Genomic DNA, 16,846 nt, shown 5'->3' with positions numbered 1-16,846 from the left:
GGGTGGGGTTGTGGAAGCGACAGTGGAACAGATCACAGCGGCCGTCACCGCCTTCAACGACAAGTACTGGTACGTCGTGATGGCGCTGCTCTTCGTGGCGGGGGTGTGGTTCACCATCCGGACCGTGGGCGTGCAGGTGCGCATGCTCCCGGAGATGCTCCGGTCGGTGACGGCCAAGTCCCAGACCGGATTCGAGAACGACGGCGTGAGCCCGTTCCGCGCCTTCACCATCTCGGCGGCCTCGCGCGTGGGCACCGGCAACGTGGCCGGCGTGGCGATCGCGATCGTGATCGGCGGCCCGGGCGCCGTGTTCTGGATGTGGCTGCTGGCGATCATCGGCGGCGCCACCGCGTTCGTCGAGTCCACGCTGGCCCAGCTGTACAAGCAGAAGGGCGCGGACGGCTACTTCGGCGGGCCCGCGTACTACATCCGCGACGGTCTGGGCGCGAAGTGGCTGGCGGCCGTGTTCGCCGTCGCCATCACCGTGACCTACGGCTTCGTGTTCAACGCCGTGCAGTCCAACTCGATCTCCGAGTCCGTGCAGGCCAACTGGGGCGCGTCCTCCACCACCGCGTGGATCGTGGGCCTGGGCCTGGCCGTCCTCACCGGCCTCGTGATCTTCGGCGGCGTGCGCCGGCTCTCGGCCGTGACCAACGTGCTGGTCCCCGCGATGGCCACGTTCTACATCTTCCTGGCCCTGATCGTGATGGTCGTCAACATCACCGAGATCCCGGGCATGATCGCGCTGATCGTGGGCCACGCCTTCGGCCTGCGCGAGGTCGCGGGCGCCGCCGTCGGCATGACGATGGTGATGCAGGGCGTGCGCCGCGGCATGTTCTCCAACGAGGCCGGCATGGGCTCCGCCCCGAACGCCGCCGCCACCGCGGCCGTCTCCCACCCGGCCAAGCAGGGCTTCGTGCAGTCCCTGGGCGTCTACTTCGACACCCTGATCGTGTGCTCGGCCACCGCATTCATCATCCTGCTCTCCAACCCGGCCTACGGACGCGGGGAGGCGCTCGGCATGCAGGTGACCCAGGGTGCGCTCCAGCAGGCCGTGGGCGCGTGGGCCGGCCCGGCGCTGACCGTCATCATCTTCTTCCTGGCCTGGTCCTCCGTGCTGGGCAACACCTACTACGGCGAGGCCAACATCCGGTACCTGGCCGGCCGCCACGCGGGCCCGGCCATCACCGTGTTCCGCGTGCTCGTGCTGGTGTGCGTGGTCGGCGGCGCGCTCGGCTCCGTGGCGCTGGTGTGGAACCTCGCGGACACGTTCGCGGCCCTCATGGCGACCATCAACCTCGTGGCGATCATCCCGCTGGGCGGGCTGGCCGTGAAGCTGCTCCGGGACTACGAGCGCAAGCTCAAGGCGGGCGTGGATCCGGGCTTCCACCTCTCCGACCTGCCCGAGGCGCGGAACGTGGCCCTCTGGCGGGACGAGCCGAAGACCTCCCCGCTCCAGGACTGACGCCCCCGCCCTCCCGCGCGTTTCGAGGCGGGATATCGACCCCATCCGGCTGCCGCGGGCGGCCGTGGGGTGGATATCCCGCCTCGATGCATGAGGAGGCCCGGTCTGGACACCGTGCGGGGGTCGGCGCCTAGGTTGAGGCGCACCCGACCGGCCACGCACGAGCGGCCGGCACGACGTCCGAGGAGGACACCATGGGCATCCTCTCCAGCCTCACCCGCACTCTCGGCGGCGGTGGCCGCCGCTCCAGCCGACCCACCATCGGTGCGCACATCGGCCGGTCCCCCGGCTTCGGCCGGCAGGCCCGCGCTCAGCGACGCCGGTCCAGCGGCCTGGGCGGTGCCCTCCTGGGCACGCTCGGCGGTCTGGCGCTGCGTGAGCTCTCGCGCCGCGGCGCCGGGGGCACGACGCGCGGGCGCAGCTCCGGTGCGTACCGCGGCGGCTTCGGGCCCTCCGCCCGGTCCACGGGCGGCCTCGGCACCGGCCTGCTGGGCGGGCTGCTCGGCGGGGCCCTCGCCTCCCGCGGCCGGCCCGGTGCCGTCGGCCGACGCACGGCGGGTGGCCGCCGGACCGTGGGCGGCGGCTTCTGACCGCTGCGGCGGTGCGGAGTCGCCGCTGAACAGCATCACCGCGGAGCGGACACGACCACGGGGCGGGCACCGACGGATCGGTGCCCGCCCCGTGGTCGTGTCGGGCCGGTGGCGTGCCCCAGGCGTCTGCGTCCCGGCTCAGCCGAGGCCGGCGACGCGGCCCAGGATGAACACCAGGACGCCGATGACCACGAGGGCGATGATCAGCCCGAGCACGATCTTGCCCGCCGAGCGCTCGCCGGTCTGCTCCACGTCCATGCCCGGGTTGTCCGGGCCGACGCCCGCGCCCTCGGCTGGGGGCGTGTCGCCGTCGAACGCGACGCCGGAGGTCTCGTCCGTCGCCTCGCGTGCGCGCCGGGCGTCCTGGGGGTCGGGGGTGTGCGGGGTGGCCATGGCCGGCTCCTCTCGTCTCGGCGGCACGGGTGCGCGCCGCTGGCCCTCATGGTAGGCCCGGGGCAGGGGGTCCTGACCAGGGTATGGCGACGCCCGCCCCAGCGCTTTCGTGGCCGAAACGGCGCGCCCCGAGCCGCTTTCGTTGACGAAACGGCGCTCCTCCACGCCGCCCGACGGATCCCGTCACACTCTTGATCGTTGGACGTCCAAGCAATAGCGTGATCGGCGTCACGTCCCCACCGTCCGGAGGAGCCCCCATGCCCGAGGCCTACATCATCGACGCCGTCCGCACCCCCGTGGGTCGCCGAGGGAAGGGGCTCGCCGACGTGCATCCCCTCGATCTGGCGGCCGCGCCGCTGCGCGAGATCGTCGCCCGCCAGGACATCGACTCGGCCGAATACGACGAGGTCATCCTCGGCTGCATCGACCAGCTCGGCCCCCAGGCCATGGACGTGGCGCGCAACGCCTGGCTCGCGGCCGGGCTCTCCGAGGACGTCCCCGGCACCACGGTCGAACGCCAGTGCGGCTCCGGCCAGCAGGCGGTCCACTACGCCGCGCAGGCCGTCATGAGCGGGACGGCGGACCTCGTCGTCGCCGGTGGCGTCCAGTCCATGTCCGCGATCCCGCTCTCCCGGTCCAACACGGCCGCCCGCGAGCTCGGCTTCCCCGACCCGTTCACCGGCTCCGAGTCCTGGGCCGCCCGCTACGGGGACGAGGAGATCTCCCAATTCCGCGGGGCCGAGATGATGGCCCGGCACTGGAACCTGGACCGGGACACCCTGGAGGAATTCGCGGTGCGCTCCCACGAGCGCGCGCTCGCCGCCCAGGCCGACGGTCGCTTCGACCGCGAGATCCTGCCCCTCGCCGGCCTCACCGCGGACGAGGGCCCCCGCACCCCGGACGCCGCGAAGATCGCCTCGCTCGACCCGATCGTCCCCGGCGGGCTGCACACCGCGGCCACCGCGTCCCAGATGTCCGACGGCGCGGCCGCCCTCCTGCTCGCCTCCGAGGAGGCCGTGCGCCGCCACGGCCTCACCCCGCGAGCCCGCATCCACCACCTCTCCGCCCGCGGCGCCGACCCCGTCATGATGCTCTCCGCCCCGATCCCGGCGACGGCGTACGCGCTCGACCGCATGGGCCTGACCATCGACGACATGGACCTCGTGGAGATCAACGAGGCGTTCGCCGCCGTCGTGCTGGCCTGGCTGACCGAGACCGGCGCGGACCCGGCGAAGGTCAACGTCAACGGCGGGGCGATCGCCCTGGGCCACCCCATCGGCGCCACCGGCGCCCGCCTGATGACCTCGCTGCTGCACGAGCTCGAGCGCAGCGGCGGCCGCTACGGCCTGCAGACCATGTGCGAGGGCGGCGGCCAGGCCAACGTCACCGTGATCGAACGTCTCTGACCCGTCCCCCGGAGGTTCCCATGCGAGGCCAGATCACCCACCCCACCGACACCGCCGCCCACCCCTCCCCCGCCCCGGAGGACACGATCGGCCGCGTGTTCGCACGCGCGGTCGCCCGCTCCCCGCAAGCCGTCGCCCTGCGCTTCGAGGACCGCGACTGGACCTACGCCCAGCTCCGGGACGGAGCGCACCGCGTGGCCCGCCGCCTCCAGGACACCGGCCTGCCGGCCGGCACCCGGGTGGCCGCCTACGCCACCAACTCGGACGCCTACGCGCTGCTCTTCCTTGCCTGCGTCACGGCCGGCTACGTGCACGTGCCCGTGAACTTCGCGCTCAAGGGCGGCGAGCTCGCGCACGCCCTCGAGGACTCCGGCGCGGAGCTGCTCGTGGCCGACGCCGGCATGCTCGAGCGGGTCGACCAGGTCCGGGCCGAGGGCCGCGCGTCGGCTCTGCGGCACGTGTGGACCATGCTCCCCGCCGGCCACGCCGAGCCCTCCGTGCTTCAGACCGCCCGGGACGAGACGTTGGACGCCGCCGCCCCGGAGGCGGAGGTGTCGGCCACCGACCTGGCCCAGCTGCTCTACACCTCCGGCACCACCTCCACTCCCAAGGGCGCCATGATGTCCCACCGGGCGCTCGTGGCGGAGTACCTCTCCTCGATCATCGCGCTGGACTTCACGGCCGAGGACCGCCCCCTCGTGGCCATGCCGCTGTACCACTCGGCCGCGATGCACGTGTTCCTGCTCCCCTACCTGAGCCTCGGCGCCACGGTGCGCCTGCTGGCCGCCCCGGACATCCCCCGGATGCTCGAGCTGGTGGAGACCGAGCACATCGGCTCCCTGTTCCTGGCGCCCACCGTCTGGGTGCCGCTGGCGAACCACCCGGACCTCGCCACACGCGACCTCTCCTCGCTGCGCAAGGCCCAGTACGGCGCCTCGATCATGCCGGTGACCGTGCTGCAGCGCCTCCGTCAGAGTCAGCCGGGCATCGGCTTCTACAACTGCTTCGGCCAGTCCGAGCTGGGCCCGCTGTGCACCGTGCTGCGCCCCGAGGAGCACGACGCGCGGCCGGCCTCATGCGGCCGCCCCGTGTTCCACGTGGAGGCGCGGGTGATGACGGCCGACGGCGCCCCCGCCGCGCCCGGCGAGCCCGGCGAGATCCAGTACCGCTCGCCGCAGCTGCTCTCCGGCTACTGGAACCGCCCGGACGCCACCGCGGACGCCTTCACCGACGACGGCTGGTTCCGCTCCGGCGACCAGGTCACCCAGGACGCCGCCGGCTACATCCAGGTGGTGGACCGCATCAAGGACGTCATCAACACGGGCGGCGTGCTGGTCGCGCCGCGCGAGGTCGAGGACGCGATCTACGAGCTCGACGAGGTGGCCGAGGTCGCCGTCATCGGCCTGCCGGACGAGCGCTGGATCGAGGCGGTGACCGCCGTCGTCGTGCTCAAGGAGGGCGCCGAGCTGACCGCGGAGACCGTGCGCGCCCACGTGAAGGAGCGGCTGGCGGGCTTCAAGGTGCCCAAGCGCGTGGACTTCGTGGCGGAGCTGCCGCGGAACCAGTCGGGCAAGCTGCTCAAGCGCGCGCTGCGCGCCGAGCGGACGCAGGAGGCCCGGTGATGCGCAGGCAGAAGCCGACCTACGACGTCGTCACGCCCCTGGACGTGGACTACCTGGACGCGTTCGGGGAGGCGACGGAGGAGGACCGCGCGCACTGGGACCGCGCCCGCGCCTACGGCCGGGAGGTGCTCGAACGGATCGACGGGCACTGGGACCGGGCGGAGTACCCGTTGGACCTGGTGGCGCGGGCGGGTGAGCTGGACCTGCTCACCGATGGGCTGGAGGTGCCGGGGCACGCGGTGATGTCGCCGTTGGCGGCGGGCCTGGTGGCGATGGAGATCTCCCGGGCGGACGGATCGATGGCAGCGGCTGCGGCCGTGCAGGGCGGGCTCGTGCTGCGCGCCCTGGTGCACTGCGCGAGCCCGGAGCAGAAGGAGCGGTACCTCGAACCGGTGGCGCGCGGCACGCTGCCGGGCGGGTTCGCACTCACGGAGCCGCTGCACGGCTCGGACTCGGTGTCCCTCGAGACGTCCGCGCGGCCCGACGGCGCCGGCGGCTGGGTGCTGAACGGCGCCAAGAAGTGGATCGGCAACGGCGCCGCCGGGGGCATCACGATCGTGTGGGCGCGCGATACCGAGGACGGCCAGGTCAAGGGCTTCGTGGTGGAGCAGTCCACACCCGGCTACGAGGCCGAGGTGATCACGGGCAAGGGCGCGCTGCGGGCGATCCACCAGGCCGAGATCACGCTGACCGACGTGCGGGTGGGCGACGACGCGCGGCTGCCGGGCGTGTCGACGTTCAAGGACGCCGCGCGCGTGCTGGTGGCCACCCGCGTGAACGTGGGGTGGTCCGCGCTGGGCCACGCGACCGCCATGTTCGAGGCCGCGCTGGCGTACGCCCGGCAGCGGGAGCAGTTCGGCAAGCCGCTGGGGGCGCACCAGATGGTGCAGGAACGGCTCGCGCAGATGCTGGACGAGGTGACCGCCATGCAGACCCGCTGCGTGGCCGTGGCCCGCCTGCAGGCGGCCGGGCGGCTGCGTGACGAGCAGGCCTCCCTGCTGAAGTACGCCTGCACCCGGGGTGCGCGGCGGGTGGCGCAGATCGCCCGGGACATGCTCGGCGGCAACGGCATCCTCCTCGAGCACCGGGTGATGCGGCACTTCGCCGACGTCGAGGCGCTGCACACCTACGAGGGCACCGAGTCCGTGCAGGCGTTGATCCTCGGCCGGGACCTGACCGGGATGAGCGCGTTCGCGTGAGCGCCTCCCTCAGGGCGCGGAGACGACTCCCACGCCCACCCGGGGCAGGCTGCGGTCCACGACCAGCTCCAGCCGACGTTCGTGGAACCGTGCGCCGAGCAGCTCCTCGAGGTCCTCGACGAGGTGCACCGTGATGGTCTCGATGACCGCCGCGGTGTCCTCTCCGTCCCGCAGGATGCAGTCCACCTCCAGCGCGGGGGCGGAGGGGGTGCCGGTGATGGCGAACCTGGCCTCAGCGACCTCGGGGAACACGGTGACGGCCCGCGCGGCACTCATGGCCAGGAGGGCGCAGCGCTGACGGAAGGCGGCGGGCTGCGGCGCCGGGGACTCGAGGACGGGCGGGACGGCGGACAGGGTCCGCCCCATGGCCTGGGGGGCCTCCAGCGTTGCTGTCATGACATTCCTCTCGCCGCGGCCCGGGCGCCCCCTCACAGAGATCGCCGTGACCTGGAAAATGTTAGTCTAACTATGCGTTAGGAAGACTAACCAAATTTTCGGGGTGACGTGAACAGGGAGGTTCAAGAGCGCATGGGTGAGGAGCACACCACGCTGACCAGCACGGATGGCGAACCGACGTCGGGCTACTGGTACACCCGCGGCGCCCGCGAGATCGAACCCGTGGACGTGCTCAACCTGCTGCGACGCTACCGGGAGGCCGAACGGCGCATGCGCGCCCGCACCCGGGACAGCATGGGGATGGGAGAGACCCACCTGTCAGCCCTGCGTTACCTGCTGCGGGCCGACCGACGCGGCCACAAGGTCCGTCAGCGGGATCTGGCCAGCGCCCTGGAGATCACCCCGGCCTCCGCCAGCGCCCTGGTGGACCGACTGGTCCGAGACGGCTACGCCCGACGGGCGCCCCACCCACAGGACCGCCGATCCGTGGTGGTGGAACCGACGGCCAAGACGGACCACGAGGTCCGCGCCACCCTGGGCGCCATGCACCGCAGTATGCTCGCCGCGGTGGAGGGCCTCACCCCGGCCGAGCTCGCCGGCGCGGCCGCGTTCCTGCGGGCCCTGATCCGCAGCGTGGAGGAGCATGACGAGGACGAGGCGGACCAGCCCGCGTGAGGAACAGACTCAGCGGAACAGGTCCCAGACGCTGAACGTGGTGCGCTTGTAGACCGCGTTGTAGGCGGCGCGCTTCGGATCGCGCACCCACCCCATGCCCGGCCGGCCGTCCTCGCGGCCGGCACCCGTGCACCGCACCCGCCAACCCCAGGAGCTGACATGAGCACCGCACCCACCCCTTCTTCCTCCGACGACGCCCCCGCCGTCCTCGTCGAGACGCGGCCCGGCGTCGTGCGGCTGACGCTGAACCGGCCCGCGAAGGGCAACGCGCTCGGACTGACGATGGCGCGCGAGGTGCTCGCGGCGATCGCCGCGGCCGAGGCGGACGAGTCCGTGCACGTGCTCACGCTGACCGGCGCCGGGCGGATCTTCTGCGGCGGCGGGGACGTCCAGGCCATGGCTGCCGCGCCTGCCGGGCCGGAGCGGCGCGCGATGATCCAGGAGCTCGGCGAGGCGGCGGGCGAGGTCGCGGTGGCGCTCACAGGCTCTCGCCTGCTGGTGCTGGCCGGCGTCAATGGGACGGCCGCCGGGGCGGGGCTCGGGCTCCTGCTGGGCGGCGACGTCGTGCTGGTGCGCGAGGACGCGCAGCTGGTGACGGCGTTCTCCGCGCTCGGGATGACACCGGACACGGGCGTGTCCTACTGGCTGCCGCGGGTGCTGGGGCAGGTGCGCGCGACGCAGCTGTTGCTCGGCGGTCGGCGCCTGACCGGGACCGAGGCCGTGGAGTGGGGCCTGGCGACCGAGGCGGTGGCCGGCGACGCGTTCGCGGCGCGTCTGGCGGAGCTCGAGGACGAGCTGGTGGCCGGTCCGGCGCACACCTATGGGCCGACGAAGGCGCTGGCGCGCGGGGCCGACGTCGAGGCGCTGCGTGCACACGTGCGGCAGGAGGCGGCGTCGATCGCGGCGGCGTCCGAGCACCTGGAGGCCGTGCGGCGGGTGGAGGCGTTCGCGGGCCGGTGAGGGGTGGGCGGCGGCCCGGGCCGGCGGCGCAGGCCGGCGGGCCGGGCCGGCGGCGCTCCTCCACCGGGCCGACCCCGGTCAGGTCCGCGAGGGCGTGGAGGTCACTTGAACATCTTCAGGACGTCGCCCAGGCCGACCGTGGTGCGCCGGTAGACGGCGTTGTAGGCGGCGCGCTTCGGATCGCGCAGCCAGCCCATCCCCTTGCGGCCGTAGCCGGGGATGACCTTGCGCTTGATCGCACGCTTGGCGCGGCCCGTGGTGCGGGCCTTGATGGACTTCTTCAGGCTGGGCTTGCGGAGACCGATCTTCATGGGGCGAGCGTAACGGGGGCCCTGAGGCCAGATCGTCCCGAGGTGTCAGGGCCGCTTGCCCTGCCACTCTTGGATCACCCGCCGCATGCTGTTCCCGTGCTCCTTGATCTGGGGGACGTCCCAGTCGCCCTCGGCGTGAAGGATGCCGGCCATGAGCTGGAACTTGAGGCTCTGCTCGTCCGAGGAGTACTGCTTCACCTTCGAGACGGGCATCAGGTTGTTCCGCTGGGAGTTCTCGCGTCGGCCCATGATGCACAGGTTCCCGAAACGGTTGACGTCCTCCGCGGTCAAGGCCTCCTGCTCCTCACCCGGAACCACGGGGTAGAAGTGCTCCACCGAGGTTCGGTACCGGAACCGGAAGGCGTCGGCGCGCCGGCGGAGCACCTCCTGTTCGACATCGCTGAGGGGCTCCCGCAGATGTTCCCGTTCCATGGGCGATGTCCGGCCGGCGTCCCAGAGGATGTAGTCCAGGGCGTTGAAGACGAAGTTGGGGACGTTGACGCCGGCATCCCAGGTCTTGTCCGCCTCATAGGCACGGAGGCGCTCTCGCGCCAGATCTTCCAGCATGAGCTGAAACGCCACGCCGTCCACACCGTCCACCGGCTGCGCATCCAGCCATCGCAGGATGCGGTACAGGAAGTACTTGGATGTGCGGCGCGTGTCGGTGACCTGGAACATGGCCTGAAGGTTCCGGACGGCGTCCTGGACCTGCTGATCCCGGAAGGTGTTCTTCACACCCAGCCGTCGGCGCGGAGAGCGCTCGCCGGCCTCAGTCTCGAGCTTCTGAGCTCGGCTGAGCACCCAGTTCTCCTCGTCCGCCTGTGTTCCCGTCGTCGCCAGAGTCCTGATCACATAGGTATCCAGCAGAAGGCGCATGCGGAGCAGCGTCACGAGGAAACGCTGAGACCAGGCCGCGTCGCCATGGCCGTGCTGGGCGAACTGCTCCAGCAGGGAGCCGTCCTCGAGCCGCACGGCCCCCGTTGAGTCCTGGCCCCACCGCGGCAGGCCGGGCTCGGCCCCCTCACCCTTCTCCTGCATCACGCGCAGCACATGCAGCAGCAAGTTCGGGAAGTCGACGATGGTCCCGTAGGCGCCGGTATCGGCGTCGTCCTGGCGTTGGTCGGACGGGGGCCCGGACTCCACGGCGGTCTGCCCGGCGGCCAGCAGAGCCTCAATGATGGTGCGGGCGCCCGACGCCGTCGCGGTCTGGCTCGGCGCGAGAGCTGCCCGCAGCGACGCGAAATCCCGGGTGAGGAGGGCCGACCAGGACCCGCCGAAGACGGCGTCTCTTGCCGCCTCACCGCCACCCTTCGGCCGTTCCGTCGAGAACTGGAGCTGGATGTGGCGGTCCAGAACGGCGCAGGCGTCCCAGACGTGCGCGAACACCTTCCGGTCCGTGGCGTCCTCGAGAGGCCGCATCAATGTGGCCTTCAGGATCTCGTGCTTGGCGAGCTGCTCACCGCGGGTGTTCATCACCTCGAAATAGTGGTTGAGGTCCGTGCCCTTCGGAAGTTCGGTGCGCAGCAACCGGACATGCTTCCAGAGGTACGCGAGGTCGTCGCCGTCGAACATCACCTCCTGATCGTCTGCCGGGGTTTGCCGGTCCATGGCCCGCCGGCAGGCCGCAGCGATCGTCTCGACGGCCACCCCGATGGCGTCCACCTGGAATGACGTCCCGGCGGGGGCGCCCCGACGGCGGAGGGTCGCGAGGTCCTCCCCGGCCTCGGGGCGCCCTTCGTAATCCAGGACGGCCAACGTCCGGGGGTCGAGGACACCGGCACGGATGACACGCTCCGCGACGGCCGCCAGCACCGTCAGCGTGGTCAGGCGCTGCTGCCCGTCGACCACCTCGTCGATCGGCACGCCCTCAGGAGTCGTGGCTCGGTTCACCACCAGCGAGCCGAGGTAGTAGTCGGACGAGGCTCCCTGCGTATCCGGCTTCTCCGAGCGGAGGCGAGCGCGGCGCACGTCCGCGAGGAGTGTCGCGATCTCGACCTGCGTCCAGGCGTAGGCCCGTTGGTAGACCGGCACCCGGTAGTGCCGGGCGGCGGTGAAGACCTCCTCGATCGTCAGCGCCTCAGGCGCGTGCTTCTCAGTCTGCATCGTGGGCTTCCTCCGTGTCCCAGGGCGTGTCCGAGTAGAGACGCTCCACCGGGGAGGCCTCGTCCACGTACGGCCCGGGGAGGGCCGCCACGCGCCCGGTGACGGCGGCGGGGTCCAGGCTGCTCCTCATCAGGCGGAACAGGTTGACCCGGTCCTCCAGGTCCGGCGCCCCGTGCTGGCCCAGCGCGTGAAGTTCCACGGAGCGCGGGTAGACCCGCGTCAACCGCGTTCTCAATGCGAAGGCATGCCGTGCGAGCACGAGAGCGGCGCGCTCGATGTCGTGGTCGCCGAACCGGTCTGCGTAGGCCAGCAGCAGCGCTCCGTAGAGCTCCTGTGTGTAGCGGTAGCCAGCGCCGGTGCCGGCGGCCCGGACGAGCCGGGTGATCGTCTGGAATCGCCTGTTCTCCCTCCCACGACGGGCGTCGTCCCCGGCGGTCTGCTCCGCGTCCGTCGCGGAGACGCCGAGGGCCCTCGCGAGCCGGGTGTAGTGATACACCAGGCGGAAGAACATCTCGCCGTCGGTGACAGGCTGGGTCAGCTGGAACGGGAACTCCAGCGGAGGAAGGGCACCGTGCGCGATCAGCGCGGCGTTTCGCCCGTTGTAGTCGTCCACGTGGGCCTTGGCCATGAGAAGCCCGCGCGCCCAGGGCAGTCGGCCGAGGCCCGTCGGCCCAGCGGAGATCCCCTTGAACGCTCCGATCCGGGACGCGGTGAAGCCGTCGCGCGGCAGGGACTCACCGGCGCTCCAGCGGAGGATCGGATAGAGCAGACGTGAGAAGAGATGGTGGATCTCGACCGGCGGGGTGGCTTCCCACTCCCGCACGGCCGCGAGGATCGCCGCCCGGTCCGATGTGGCTTCACCATAGGCGCGGAGGTGGTAGGCCTTCAGTAGGTCGGTGGGCAGGAGTGCCCGGCCGCGGGTGTTCTGCGAGTCGAACATCTGGAAGGCCGCGTCGAGGTCGCTGACGATCAGGCGCACCAGCGTGCAACGGTCCAGGAAGTAGTCCGCGAAGTCCTCGACCTCGGTGCTGTCCCAGGACCGGAATGTCTGCAGGATGAGGCGGTGGTTCTCGACCACGTGGCGCTCCGACACGTCCCGGCGGCCCGGCGGCAGCTCGATGGTCGCCGCACTGTCCAGGGCCGCACGCTGGCGCTCGGCGCGCTCGGCGGTGTCGCCCAGGACCTCCTGCAGTGCGAGCGCGATCAGCGCGAAGGTCATGTACCGCTGCTGGCCGTCGACGATGTCCAGCCAGCCGTCCTCGGCGTGCACGATCATGGTGCCGATCCGGTAGGACGCCGCGCTGCGGAATCGACGGATGTCGTCGATCAGCTGCACAGCGTTCTTCGTGGACCACGTATAGGGCCGCTGGTACACGGGGATACGGAGACGAGGGTCCCGCAGTGCATCCGCGACGGTCATGACGTTCGCGGTCAACGACCCGGAGTGCCCCGTCCCCGGTCCTTGGGCGTCGCTCTGGGCACCCCGCAGATGGTCGACGGCGGCATCCGCGGCGGTCGAGTGCATCTCCATCAGGCGTCGTCTTCCATGGGTCCCGTCTTAGCCGAGGCGGCCTCGACCTCGCCGAGGGTGTGCCCATCCGGCGCCCGCCATGAGGACGGCCCGCTCATGCTCCCGCCGGCCACGAATCCGGCCGCGGCCGAGGAGCTGGTGAAGGAGACGTCCTCGATCAGGACCCCATCAGCGCCGATGTGGCCGGCAAAGCGCTCGCGGCTCGCCCGGACACCCGCGGGCGCGCTGGGCCGCAGCCCCTCCATGAGGCCGCTGCCCCGCAGGACAACGAACCCGTCCGGCGTCGGGTGCCCCTGCGCACTCACGCCGTTGACCGTCATGGTGAACAGGGTGCGCTCCGGCACCGACCCGGGCGCCTGGGTGGCCCGGCCCGCCGCGACCACGGCATGTGAGCCGTCAGCGCTCTCGAAGACGCGATGCCCCAGGGCGCTGATCAGGATCTTGGCCTTGTCGGCGTACTCCTCCAGCTCCGCCTTCTTCTCCTCCGTGACGTTGCCCTGGGAGGGCGCCACCGCGTTGTCCACGGTGAAGCGCCCGGCCGTGGATGCAGCCTGGTGGAAGTAGTGCTCCAGGTAGGTCACCTCCGTGGGGCCGAAGGTGTCCCCGAGGGTGGAGAGGAGAATGGCCCGGTTCCAGAAGTCGTGCGCCTCTTTCCGGACGTGCTCCCGGATCCTGCCTACCATGCCGTTGCCGTTGGCCCGCCCGACAGCCTGGCCGACGTAGACGACGTCGTCGCCGGAATCGGCGTCCTGCCCCAGCAGCAGGTACACACCGGTGCCTTCGAACGCCTCGGGGTGTCCGTCCGCGTTGAGGCTGGTGCGTGGCACCACATAGACGAGGCCCGTCCAGTTGTCGAGGGTGCACTTCAGTCGACCGGTGGGTGCACCGTCCATCAGGAAGACCTGCAGTGTCTTGGGATGTGCCATCTCAGTTCCCCTTCCGGACGCGCGACGGTGTCGCGCTCGCCCTCTCATCGACCGAAGTGCCCTGCGAAGGGGCCGTTTCGTCAGCGAAAACGGCGGACTGTCCATGAGCAACGTCCACCGGCCCAGTCCCCTCGCCTCGCACCTTCCAGTACAGGTACTCCCCGATGGCAGCGACGATCATCTTGGACGGGTCCCCGCCCCTGCCCACGATGTCCGTCATCTTCGCGAAGGCGTCCTCGTTCGCGTACACGGCGCCCATCGCCGACCGTTCCAGGTTCGGACTCGCCAGGAACTGCTCCAGCGAGTTCGCTCCGGCCTGGCCCAGCAGCTTCTCGTCCTCCATCAGCGGCGCCACGAGGGCACTCACCCACGCCTCCTGCTGGGACGGGGAGGCATCCACGCCTTCACCGGCGAAGATCTCGTTGATCTTCTCGATCACTTCCTCCAACGGCCCGCGCTGCTTCTCACGCACCTGCCCGCCTCCCACAGCGGTCGTCCCCTTCAGCGCCGCCCCACCGGTCAGCCCGATGTCCCCCGAGGACGTCTTCTTCTGCCGGATGCTCACCAGCTGCACATCGCTCAGGTCGATCAGCTCCTCACCGCCGGGCTGATCGCCCACGAGCTGCACCAGATGCCGCAGGAACAGCGCCCGCTTGTAGTGCTCGGTGTCCCCGAACTCGTAGATCTGGGAGAGGAAGTCGTAGAGGCTGACGAAGGACCGCATGTCCTTGCGCACCAGCACGAGCTCGTTCACGCGCGTCTCGTCCTGGTTCATCCGCGCATGCGCCAGCTCCTTGCGGAACCGGTATGCCACGGGCTCCAGCGCGGCCTGCAGGCCCTCCTGCCCGCTCCCCGGCTTCCACGCGACCCACACCTCGGCGAACGCGTCGACCTCGTCCCAGTCGTACACGCCCGCGGCGTCGAGCTTCGTCCCCAGGTCATGGATCAGGTTCGGGTCCGTCACCGTCTCCAGCTTCGCGCCCGCGTAGTACGGCTCGAAGGCGGCCTGGATGTCGTCTTCGGAGTTCACGAAGTCCAGCACGTAGGTGGTGTCCTTGCCGGGCGCCGCACGGTTCAGGCGCGACAGCGTCTGCACGGCCAGCACGCCGGAGAGCTTCTTGTCCACGTACAGGGCGCAGAGCTTCGGCTGGTCGAAGCCGGTCTGGTACTTGTTGGCCACGATCATCACCTGGTAGCCGTCCCCGTCGAACGCCTTCGCCAGGTCGCCGGTCACGGACGGGTTCATGGACCGTTCGGTGACCTTCTCGAGCTCGAAGTCGTCGTCGGTGATCTCGCCGGAGAAGGCCACCAGGGTGCCCACGTCCGTGTACCCCATGTCCTGGATGCACTGGTCCATCTGGCGCTTGTACCGGACGGCGGCGGCGCGGGAGTCGGTGACCACCATGGCCTTGGCTTGCCCGTCGAGCAGTCCGGCCACGTTGGCGCGGAAGTGCTCCACGATGATCTTGACCTTCTGCGCGATGTTCGTCGGGTGCAGCTTGACCCACCGCATGAGCTTCTTGCTCGCCTCGGTCTGGTCCACTTCGGTGGTCGGCTTCCCGACGGCGGCCCGGTCGCCTTCGGGACGGAACTCGCCCTTCTGTCCGGCCAGGGCCAGCTTGAAGGCGGTGTCGTAGTTGGTGAAGTTCTTCAGCACGTCGAGGATGAACTCCTCCTCGATGGCCTGCTGCATGGTGTACCGGTGGAAGGAGGCCGGGATCTCCTGGCCCTTCTCGTCGTACTCGCCGGAGGGCCGGCCGAACATCTGCAGGGTCTTGTCCTTCGGGGTGGCGGTGAAGGCGAAGAAGCTGATGTTCTCCGGGCGTCCGGTGGCGGCGACCTCGGCGGCGAGGATGGACTCGGTGTCCGCCTCTCCGCCGTCTTCGAGGTCGGCCTGCTCTTCCGGGGTGAGCACACGCTTGAGTTTGGCTGCGGCGGAGCCGGTCTGGGAGGAGTGCGCCTCGTCCGCGATCACCGCGTAGGTGCGGCCGGCGAGCGTCGAGTCACCTTTGAGGAGCTCGAGCACGGCGGGGAAGGTCTGCAGCGTCACCACGATGATCCGATTGCCCTGCAGCAGGGTCTGCTTCACCAGGGCGGACTTGCTGGTGGCCTCTCCCCCGAGGTTCTTGCGGTCCACGGCCACCACGGTGCCGGAGGTCCGCTCGATCTGCCGGACGGCCTCCTGCAGCTGGTCGTCCAGCACGGTGCGGTCGGTGACCACGATGACCGAGTCGAACACCCGCTGCTCGTCCGCCCCGTAGGTGGAGAGCAGGCGGTGGGCGGTCCAGGCGATGGTGTTGGTCTTGCCGGAGCCCGCGGAGTGCTCGATCAGGTAGGACTTGCCGGCGCCCTCCTCACGGACGGCGGCGAGCATCGTGGTGACGGCCTCCCACTGGTGGAAGCGCGGGAAGATCAGCGTGGACTTCCGGCGCGAGCGGCCGTGCTCGTCCTCCACGGTCTCCTTCTTGAGGAAGACGAACTTCTGGAGGATCTCGAGCCAGGTGTCCCGCTGGAGGATCCGTTCCCACAGATAGGCGGTCGAGGAACCGCCGTCCGGATTGAGCGGGTTGCCGGCGTGGCCGTCGTCGCCTTGGTTGAACGGCAGGAAGAAAGTTCCCTTCCCAGCCAGCTTGGTGGTCATCCAGACCTCGCGGTTGGAGACGGCGAAGTGGACCACGGCGCGGGTGCCGAACCCGAACAGCGGCGTGGCCTTGGGGTTGCGCTCGCGGTATTGCTTCTTCGCGTGGCCGATGGACTGGGTGGAGTCGGTCTTCAGCTCGATCGTGGCCACGGGCAGGCCGTTGACGAACAGCACCAGGTCTACGGACTGGTTGGTGGCCGGGTTGAAGTGCACCTGACGCATCACGCGCAGCCGCATGCGCTCGTAGGAGGCGACAGCGGCCGGGTTCAGGTTCGTGGCCGGCCGCGGCTCGGCCATGCGCAGGGTGGCGGAGGTGCCGACCTTGAAGCCCTTGCGGAGCACGTTGAGGGTGCCGCCGACGCCGGTGTCCTGCGGCTTGTTCAGCACGTCGATCAGGCGGGTGGTGATCTGGTCCCGCTGTGCCTGCTGGGCGGAGGCCGGGGCATCGGCCTTCACGATGCGCCCGTAGTCCTCCGGCTGGTTCTCGGCCAGCCAGGCGTGGACGTCCTCGGGGAAGATCGCGTTCTTGCGGTCGTAGCCGGCATCGTTGGGCGAGTAGAGCCAGCCGTGCTGCTCCAGGTACTCGCAGATGCAGGTCTCGAGCTCGCTCTCGTTGTGGATGGCCATG

At 70.7% G+C, this 16,846-nt stretch carries 15 protein-coding genes; 7 read left to right on the top strand and 8 right to left on the bottom strand.

All coding sequences use genetic code 11. The annotated features are described in order from the left end of the window. The first annotated feature begins 22 nt into the window (after window positions 1-22). Together AC0VX4_RS01530 and AC0VX4_RS01525 are read left to right on the top strand one after the other, a co-directional pair. Window positions 23-1,465 carry an alanine/glycine:cation symporter family protein gene (locus AC0VX4_RS01530; RefSeq protein ID WP_475464481.1) on the top strand — a complete coding sequence of 481 codons (1,443 nt, stop codon included), beginning with the start codon at window positions 23-25 and terminating at the stop codon, window positions 1,463-1,465. 194 nt (window positions 1,466-1,659) lie between these two features. Then, a complete protein-coding gene (locus tag AC0VX4_RS01525) occupies window positions 1,660-2,055 on the top strand; it encodes a hypothetical protein (protein WP_060775105.1) in 396 nt (131 codons plus the stop codon). Between the two features lie 138 nt (window positions 2,056-2,193). Here AC0VX4_RS01525 and AC0VX4_RS01520 read toward each other — a convergent pair whose 3' ends face one another. Further along, entirely contained in the window at window positions 2,194-2,448 is a 255-nt protein-coding gene (locus AC0VX4_RS01520; RefSeq protein ID WP_060775106.1) for a DUF6480 family protein, read from the bottom strand. Window positions 2,449-2,705: 257 nt separating this feature from the next. Between AC0VX4_RS01520 and AC0VX4_RS01515 the strand changes: the two genes are divergently transcribed. Genes AC0VX4_RS01515 through AC0VX4_RS01505 form a run of 3 tightly spaced genes read left to right on the top strand, consistent with a single transcriptional unit; the run spans window position 2,706 to window position 6,675 of the window. After that, complete coding sequence (locus AC0VX4_RS01515) at window positions 2,706-3,854, top strand: acetyl-CoA C-acetyltransferase (protein ID WP_060775107.1); 1,149 nt, start codon at window positions 2,706-2,708, stop codon at window positions 3,852-3,854. A 20-nt stretch (window positions 3,855-3,874) separates the two neighbouring features. Then, window positions 3,875-5,476: a fatty acyl-CoA synthetase gene (locus AC0VX4_RS01510; RefSeq protein ID WP_060775108.1), complete on the top strand. Its 1,602-nt coding sequence runs from the start codon at window positions 3,875-3,877 to the stop codon at window positions 5,474-5,476. Beyond that, a complete protein-coding gene (locus AC0VX4_RS01505) occupies window positions 5,476-6,675 on the top strand; it encodes an acyl-CoA dehydrogenase family protein (protein WP_060775109.1) in 1,200 nt (399 codons plus the stop codon). The genes AC0VX4_RS01510 and AC0VX4_RS01505 overlap by 1 nt, the downstream gene beginning before the upstream one ends. Window positions 6,676-6,684: 9 nt before the next feature. On the opposite strand, the gene AC0VX4_RS01500 is transcribed toward AC0VX4_RS01505, so the two are convergent. Beyond that, window positions 6,685-7,071 (bottom strand): hypothetical protein, encoded by a 387-nt coding sequence (locus tag AC0VX4_RS01500; protein WP_044658809.1) that lies wholly within the window; start codon window positions 7,069-7,071, stop codon window positions 6,685-6,687. Between the two features lie 132 nt (window positions 7,072-7,203). Between AC0VX4_RS01500 and AC0VX4_RS01495 the strand changes: the two genes are divergently transcribed. Next, complete coding sequence (locus AC0VX4_RS01495; RefSeq protein WP_002857975.1) at window positions 7,204-7,746, top strand: MarR family winged helix-turn-helix transcriptional regulator; 543 nt, start codon at window positions 7,204-7,206, stop codon at window positions 7,744-7,746. A 9-nt stretch (window positions 7,747-7,755) separates the two neighbouring features. Here AC0VX4_RS01495 and AC0VX4_RS01490 read toward each other — a convergent pair whose 3' ends face one another. After that, the gene (locus tag AC0VX4_RS01490) at window positions 7,756-7,884 is read right to left on the bottom strand and encodes a hypothetical protein (protein ID WP_255351296.1); all 129 of its coding nucleotides are present in this window, start codon (window positions 7,882-7,884) and stop codon (window positions 7,756-7,758) included. A 21-nt stretch (window positions 7,885-7,905) separates the two neighbouring features. Here AC0VX4_RS01490 and AC0VX4_RS01485 point away from each other — a divergent pair, with 21 nt between their 5' ends. Beyond that, entirely contained in the window at window positions 7,906-8,706 is an 801-nt protein-coding gene (locus tag AC0VX4_RS01485) for an enoyl-CoA hydratase/isomerase family protein (RefSeq protein WP_060775110.1), read from the top strand. 101 nt (window positions 8,707-8,807) lie between these two features. Here the strand turns inward: AC0VX4_RS01485 and AC0VX4_RS01480 are convergent, their stop codons facing one another. From AC0VX4_RS01480 to AC0VX4_RS01460, 5 genes are read right to left on the bottom strand one after another with little or no spacing between them, the layout of a single operon-like run. Then, window positions 8,808-9,017 (bottom strand): hypothetical protein, encoded by a 210-nt coding sequence (locus tag AC0VX4_RS01480; protein WP_002857973.1) that lies wholly within the window; start codon window positions 9,015-9,017, stop codon window positions 8,808-8,810. A gap of 45 nt (window positions 9,018-9,062) precedes the next feature. Continuing rightward, window positions 9,063-11,120: a GmrSD restriction endonuclease domain-containing protein gene (locus AC0VX4_RS01475; RefSeq protein ID WP_060775111.1), complete on the bottom strand. Its 2,058-nt coding sequence runs from the start codon at window positions 11,118-11,120 to the stop codon at window positions 9,063-9,065. Beyond that, window positions 11,110-12,651, bottom strand: coding sequence for a DUF262 domain-containing protein (locus AC0VX4_RS01470; RefSeq protein WP_060775112.1), 1,542 nt, complete (start codon window positions 12,649-12,651; stop codon window positions 11,110-11,112). The genes AC0VX4_RS01475 and AC0VX4_RS01470 overlap by 11 nt, the downstream gene beginning before the upstream one ends. Then, window positions 12,651-13,577 carry a GIY-YIG nuclease family protein gene (locus tag AC0VX4_RS01465; protein WP_060775113.1) on the bottom strand — a complete coding sequence of 309 codons (927 nt, stop codon included), beginning with the start codon at window positions 13,575-13,577 and terminating at the stop codon, window positions 12,651-12,653. The genes AC0VX4_RS01470 and AC0VX4_RS01465 overlap by 1 nt, the downstream gene beginning before the upstream one ends. A gap of 1 nt (window position 13,578) precedes the next feature. After that, on the bottom strand, window positions 13,579-16,845 hold the full coding sequence (locus tag AC0VX4_RS01460; RefSeq protein WP_060775114.1) for a type I restriction endonuclease subunit R: 3,267 nt from the start codon (window positions 16,843-16,845) through the stop codon (window positions 13,579-13,581). Window position 16,846 lies beyond the last annotated feature (1 nt).

Source organism: Micrococcus sp. 63XJN7_8_ISO-PGPR-S23-253, from assembly GCF_056173425.1.
The sequence above is the reverse complement of the archived record's forward strand: the minus strand, read 5'-3'. Positions and strand labels throughout refer to the sequence as shown.

Coding starts and splice junctions, on each gene's coding strand:
- AC0VX4_RS01525 (WP_060775105.1), top strand. CDS start 1,660: ATGGGCATCCTCTCCAGCCTCACCCGCACTCTCGGCGGCGGTGGCCGC.
- AC0VX4_RS01520 (WP_060775106.1), bottom strand. CDS start 2,448: ATGGCCACCCCGCACACCCCCGACCCCCAGGACGCCCGGCGCGCACGC.
- AC0VX4_RS01515 (WP_060775107.1), top strand. CDS start 2,706: ATGCCCGAGGCCTACATCATCGACGCCGTCCGCACCCCCGTGGGTCGC.
- AC0VX4_RS01510 (WP_060775108.1), top strand. CDS start 3,875: ATGCGAGGCCAGATCACCCACCCCACCGACACCGCCGCCCACCCCTCC.
- AC0VX4_RS01505 (WP_060775109.1), top strand. CDS start 5,476: ATGCGCAGGCAGAAGCCGACCTACGACGTCGTCACGCCCCTGGACGTG.
- AC0VX4_RS01500 (WP_044658809.1), bottom strand. CDS start 7,071: ATGACAGCAACGCTGGAGGCCCCCCAGGCCATGGGGCGGACCCTGTCC.
- AC0VX4_RS01495 (WP_002857975.1), top strand. CDS start 7,204: ATGGGTGAGGAGCACACCACGCTGACCAGCACGGATGGCGAACCGACG.
- AC0VX4_RS01485 (WP_060775110.1), top strand. CDS start 7,906: ATGAGCACCGCACCCACCCCTTCTTCCTCCGACGACGCCCCCGCCGTC.
- AC0VX4_RS01480 (WP_002857973.1), bottom strand. CDS start 9,017: ATGAAGATCGGTCTCCGCAAGCCCAGCCTGAAGAAGTCCATCAAGGCC.
- AC0VX4_RS01475 (WP_060775111.1), bottom strand. CDS start 11,120: ATGCAGACTGAGAAGCACGCGCCTGAGGCGCTGACGATCGAGGAGGTC.
- AC0VX4_RS01470 (WP_060775112.1), bottom strand. CDS start 12,651: ATGGAGATGCACTCGACCGCCGCGGATGCCGCCGTCGACCATCTGCGG.
- AC0VX4_RS01465 (WP_060775113.1), bottom strand. CDS start 13,577: ATGGCACATCCCAAGACACTGCAGGTCTTCCTGATGGACGGTGCACCC.
- AC0VX4_RS01460 (WP_060775114.1), bottom strand. CDS start 16,845: ATGGCCATCCACAACGAGAGCGAGCTCGAGACCTGCATCTGCGAGTAC.